Source organism: Pseudofrankia asymbiotica (genome assembly GCF_001983105.1).
Taxonomy (GTDB): domain Bacteria; phylum Actinomycetota; class Actinomycetes; order Frankiales; family Frankiaceae; genus Pseudofrankia; species Pseudofrankia asymbiotica.
Genome location: NZ_MOMC01000152.1, coordinates 1 through 4,725, shown reverse-complemented (window position 1 = coordinate 4,725; position 4,725 = coordinate 1). Strand labels below are relative to the sequence as shown.

The window sequence follows — 4,725 nt, the reverse complement described above, 5'->3', positions numbered from 1 at the left end:
ACCCGCGTCAGCACCCCCACCGTCACCCGGTCCGGCAACCAGCCCTCCGGCGACAGCCCCTCACTCCCGTCATGACCCACAGACCAAGCCTACCGACACGACGATCACTTAACCTATGGCCATTGGGCCTAGGCGTGATGGTGGCCGTGATGTTGGGCTGGGCCGGTCGGTTACGGGTCGGGAGGAGTGGCCATGGGGTGGCATGCGCGGGCGGCGGAGCTAGCGAGTCAGGAGGGGGCGGAGCTGGAGGTCGCGTTGCTGTTGTTGGAGCATGCGGCGTCGGGTTTGTTGCATCGGCCGGCGGTCGAGAGCGTCGCGGGGTCGTCGGCACTGATGGAGGTGGACCAGGCCGCGTGCCGCCTTGAGGCGTGCGGGGTGCGCGTCCATCCGTCCTTCGCCGTGGGGGAGGAACGGGTCGAGGCGGTGGACGTCCGGCCGTCGCTGGTGGCCGCGGCGGCGCGGCTGGCGGCCGGGATCGGTACGGCCAGGGATCCCGAACCGGTCGCCTATGCGGCGATCTTCGCCCGGTACGCGCTGCGGGCGTTGGACGATGGCTGACCCGGACGGAAGTCCTGACCGCCTTACCTACGGCGTGTTGGTCGAGCGGACCCGCGAGGCCGCGGCGTTCGCCGTCGGCACACCACTCCCGCCGGGCGCGCCGTCTGCCGTCCAGGACGCAGCGGGGCTGTCACTGTTGGTGGTGGTCGCCAGTCGCCATATCCGGTTTCTGGCCCGGCCGTTCAAACCCGCTCACCCGGCCCGGCTGCTGGCCAGCCATACCCAGATGGTCAGCAGGGCGCTGGGAGGCATGGGCCAGCCCGACCGGCCCGCCGCGACCGCCAGCCGCTGGGACGCGGCCGCGCAGCGGCTCGCCGTCGCACACGATCTGCTGCTGGCCCAGATCGGCCCGAACCGTGAGCCGCTCGGCCCGGACGCCCGACTACTCACCGACTCGCAGGTCGTGGCCATGGCCGCCGGCCAGGTCGCGGTCATCGTCCGACTGGCCGCCACCGCCGCCGAGGACGTTGTCGCCCGCTCGTCAGCTCCCGCATCAGGCGGGCAGGGCAGGGACCGGGCAGCGCTGCTCGCACCGTCGGCGCTGTAGCCGCTTCGGCTGGTCGCGGGCCTGGTGGACCCGGCTGTCGCCGTGGCCGACCTGGGCGGTGGGATGCRCCGACCCTACGTGCTCGACGACGTCGGCCCGCTGCTGGGCGACGAGGGCGCCCCGATACTGGACCGTCGGCTTGCGCAGCTGCGGCTGGCGGTGCACGCCCTCGGTCAGCCCGGCCATGCACCCGGGCGTGATCTGCTGGTCGCGCTCGCCGGCTTCGGACTGGCGACCTCGGTGCAGGCCGGCCAGGCGGCCCGCCGGGCCGCCGCACACGCCCCCGCCCAGCGCGGTCACCTGTTCGCCGCCGCCCGCGACCAGGCTGCCGCCTCGGTCGAGGCCTGGCGGGCGGTCCGGACCTCGATGCGCGACCTGCGCTCCCTGGGCGGCGACGGCGCGCGGGTGATCGACCTGGCCGTCAGCCTGCGGCGTCACCTTGACGGCCTCGTCAAGGCCCCCGACCAGCCCGGAACTCCAATGGCGCCAGCCGCCCTGGCCGCCGTCCGCGGCGCCGTGCTGGTCCTGCCCGACCTCGCCACCGGCAGCGCCGTGATCGCCAGCCGGCTACGGGATCACGATCTGCTCTCCTGGCGCGTCGGGGCCGACCGGTACGCCCCGACACCCCCGGCCACCACCGACGGCCTGCTGGCCGCTACCGACAGCGGCCAGCGAGATCACCGAGCGGTGCGGTGGCCTCGCGTTGGCGCTGGCGCTGTCCGGCGCGATGGTCACGATGGGAGAAGACTGGGACACAGTCGTAGAACAGTTCCGTCGTGCTGACCTCGCTGATATCGCGGCACGGTTCCGCGGCTATCCATATCCAACGTTGCTCGCCGCACTTGACGTCTCTGTGCGTGCGCTACCTGCGGCGGAGGCTGCCCGGTTTCGGGAGTTGACGGCGTTTGAGAGCCGCGGCGCCGTCCCGGCGGCCGTGATCGCCGGCCTGTGGCGACGCACCAGCGGCCTTGACAGGCTTGCCGCCAAGAAGCTGATGGCCAGGCTCGCCCGACAGTCCTTGATCGTGGTCGACTCCGCGTCGAGCACGGTCACCATGCACGACCTCCTGTTCGAATACGTCCGCACCTCCCTCGCCACCGAGCAAGTGCCGGTCCTTCATGACCAGGTTGCAAAATGGCTGCTCGACTACTGGGGTGGACTCACCGAAGGGCTGCCTCGCCTTCCCCATGGGGCGGCATACGACGACGTGGATCGCTACGGTCTTGCCACGCTCATCACACATCTGCTCGCGGCCCACGACGCACAGTCGGTTGACCTCGTCCTAGCCGCCGAGCGGCAGGAATCGGACGACAGGGTCGAGAACGTCTGGTACAGCGCCCACGAGGGCCAGGGCAGCGTGGCTCTTTACCTGGCTGCGGTGCGCGCGGCCTGGCGAGACGCCGAAACCCGACAGGACACCGACACAAACGTCTTCATCCGCTTGGTCAACTGCGCGCTACTGATCGGCTCCGTGACGAGCATGGCCGCGAACATCCCACCAGCAATACTCGTTCGCCTTGTCGAAACCTGCCTCTGGCCGCCCGCCCGAGCCCTCACCAGTGCCCAGACAATCCCAAACCTCGGCACACGGGCGACGGCGTTGGCAGGGCTTGCTCCATATCTGCCCGCCGACCTGCTCGGACAGGCGCTGGCTGAAGCCACCAAGATCGACCTTCCGTATCCTCGGGCCGTAGCGTTGGCTGGGCTGCTTCCGCATCTGCCTGTCGATCAGCACGGACCGGTTCTCAGGGACGCACTGGCAGCCCTCGCCGCTATCGAGAACCCGAACTCCCAAGCGCACATCGTGGGCTGTCTGGCCCCCCGTCTATCCGCCGACCAACGCCGCCAGGTCCTTGCCAAGGCGCTGTCCGATGCGATCGCCCTCGGCTACCCCTACTTTCGCCTACGGGCGCTCGTCGAGCTCGTCCCACACCTGGCCGCCGAGCAGCGAGACGTGATCATCAATGTGGCGCTGCACGACGCCATCGTCACTGATATMCCGAGCATTCGAGCAGAGGCGTTCGCCGCGCTGATGCCGCACCTGCCTGCCCTACAGCGCGGCCCGATCATCAATCGGGCGCTGAGCGACGCCAACATCATCAGTGAGCCGCGTGAACGGGCACGTRCACTGGCCGCGCTCACCCCGCACGTTCCCGCCCAGCAACGCGGCCTTGTCCTCACGCAGGCCCTGACCGACGCCAACGCCATCGATGAGCCGCCCGAAAGGACAGCTGTACTCGCCGCGCTCATCCCGCACGTGCCCGCGCAGCAACGCCACGCGGTCATCACCAAAGCCCTGACCGACGCCAGCGCCACCTCCAATCTTGACAAACGCCGACGAGCCTTGGCCGTACTGGCCCCGCACCTGCCCGCCGACCTGCTCGCGCGGGCACATACGGCAGCCACGATCATCGACAAACCGGACAGTCGGGCACAGGCTCTGACCGCCATGCTCCCGCATGTGCCCGCAGACCAGCGCGGCCTGGTCGTCAGTCAGGTGCTGACCGAGGCCAGCGCCGTCGATGAACCACTTGAACGGGCACATGCACTGGCCGCGCTGGTCCCGCACCTGCCCGCCGACCAGCGCAGCCCGGTGCTCGCGCAGGCTCTCGCGGCCACCACCGCCATCGATAGTCAGCTGTCGAGGGATCTGATCTTGAACAGGCTGGCACCGTACATGCCGGCGCACGCGTTGGCCCGAGCCGCAGCCAGCAACTCCGAATTCAGTCGCGCCCACGAATTAGGCCGGCTTGCCCCACATCTGCCCTCGGAGTTGTTTCCGCAGGCGGTCGAAATCGCCACCGCCATCAATAAAGCGAACCATCGGGCRTACGCACTCGCCCAGCTGATCCCGCATCTTCCTTTGAACCAGCGTGGYCCCGCCCTAGCGCAAACCCTCGAAGCAGTCGCCACTGTGGCTGTAGAAAATCAGGCTTTGATATTGGTTTTAGTGATCCCTCACCTCCCACAAGATCAGCGCGGTCCCATCTTCGCACAGGCACTAACGGCCGCGAGTACCAGCCGGTTCTTTAGGGCCGCAATATTTACTCTCCTCGCCCCGCACTTGCCTGCCAAATTTCTCACTCTGGCGCTCGCCGGCGCCAGTGCCATCGACAATCCATACGAACAGGCATCTGCTCTGGCCGCGCTCATCCCGCACTTGCCTGCCGACCAGCGCAGCCTCGCCCTCAGAGGGTGTTCCGTCGGTTGATGTAACAGGTGAGCGGTAGCGGCTTGATGTCTGTTTCGCCTGGTCGCGGGTCTGATGGTCGGGTTGTCGGGTTGCGGTTCTGGGTGGTTGCGGTGTGCTGGAAGGTATGGCCGAACGCAAGCCGTACCCCAGTGATCTCTCGGACGAGGAGTGGGACCTGATCCGCCCGGTGCTGGACGGGTGGAAGGCACGACACCGGTCGGCCTCGGGCGTCGGGGGCCGCTACGAGCTGCGGGAGATCGTCAACGCGATCCGCTACCAGGACCGGACCGGGGTCCAGTGGCGTTACCTGCCGCACGACCTGCCCCCGCACAGCGCGGTGTACTACTACTTCGGCGCCTGGCGCGACGACGGCACCGACCAGGTGCTCCACGACCTGCTGCGTTGGCAGGTCCGCGAGGCCCGGGGC

The 4,725-nt window shown here is 68.8% G+C and carries 5 protein-coding genes; all 5 read left to right on the top strand.

Features of this window, described 5'->3' with window-relative positions; all coding sequences use genetic code 11:
• Positions 1-192 precede the first annotated feature (192 nt).
• Complete coding sequence (locus tag BL253_RS41730; RefSeq protein WP_076823096.1) at positions 193-558, top strand: hypothetical protein; 366 nt, start codon at positions 193-195, stop codon at positions 556-558.
• Entirely contained in the window at positions 551-1,105 is a 555-nt protein-coding gene (locus tag BL253_RS38835; protein ID WP_131831714.1) for a hypothetical protein, read from the top strand. The genes BL253_RS41730 and BL253_RS38835 overlap by 8 nt, the downstream gene beginning before the upstream one ends.
• A 63-nt stretch (positions 1,106-1,168) precedes the next feature.
• Positions 1,169-1,888, top strand: coding sequence for a hypothetical protein (locus BL253_RS38830; protein WP_131831713.1), 720 nt, complete (start codon positions 1,169-1,171; stop codon positions 1,886-1,888).
• Positions 1,809-4,316: a hypothetical protein gene (locus BL253_RS38825; protein ID WP_131831712.1), complete on the top strand. Its 2,508-nt coding sequence runs from the start codon at positions 1,809-1,811 to the stop codon at positions 4,314-4,316. Before BL253_RS38830 ends, BL253_RS38825 begins: the two co-directional genes overlap by 80 nt.
• Before the next feature lie 106 nt (positions 4,317-4,422).
• Positions 4,423-4,725 (top strand): transposase (locus tag BL253_RS38820; RefSeq protein WP_131831715.1); only part of this gene is annotated, 303 nt, incomplete at its 3' end.

Excerpts from the sequence above, each read along its gene's own strand:
- BL253_RS38835 (WP_131831714.1), top strand. The coding sequence starts at position 551 with ATGGCTGACCCGGACGGAAGTCCTGACCGCCTTACCTACGGCGTGTTG.
- BL253_RS41730 (WP_076823096.1), top strand. The coding sequence starts at position 193 with ATGGGGTGGCATGCGCGGGCGGCGGAGCTAGCGAGTCAGGAGGGGGCG.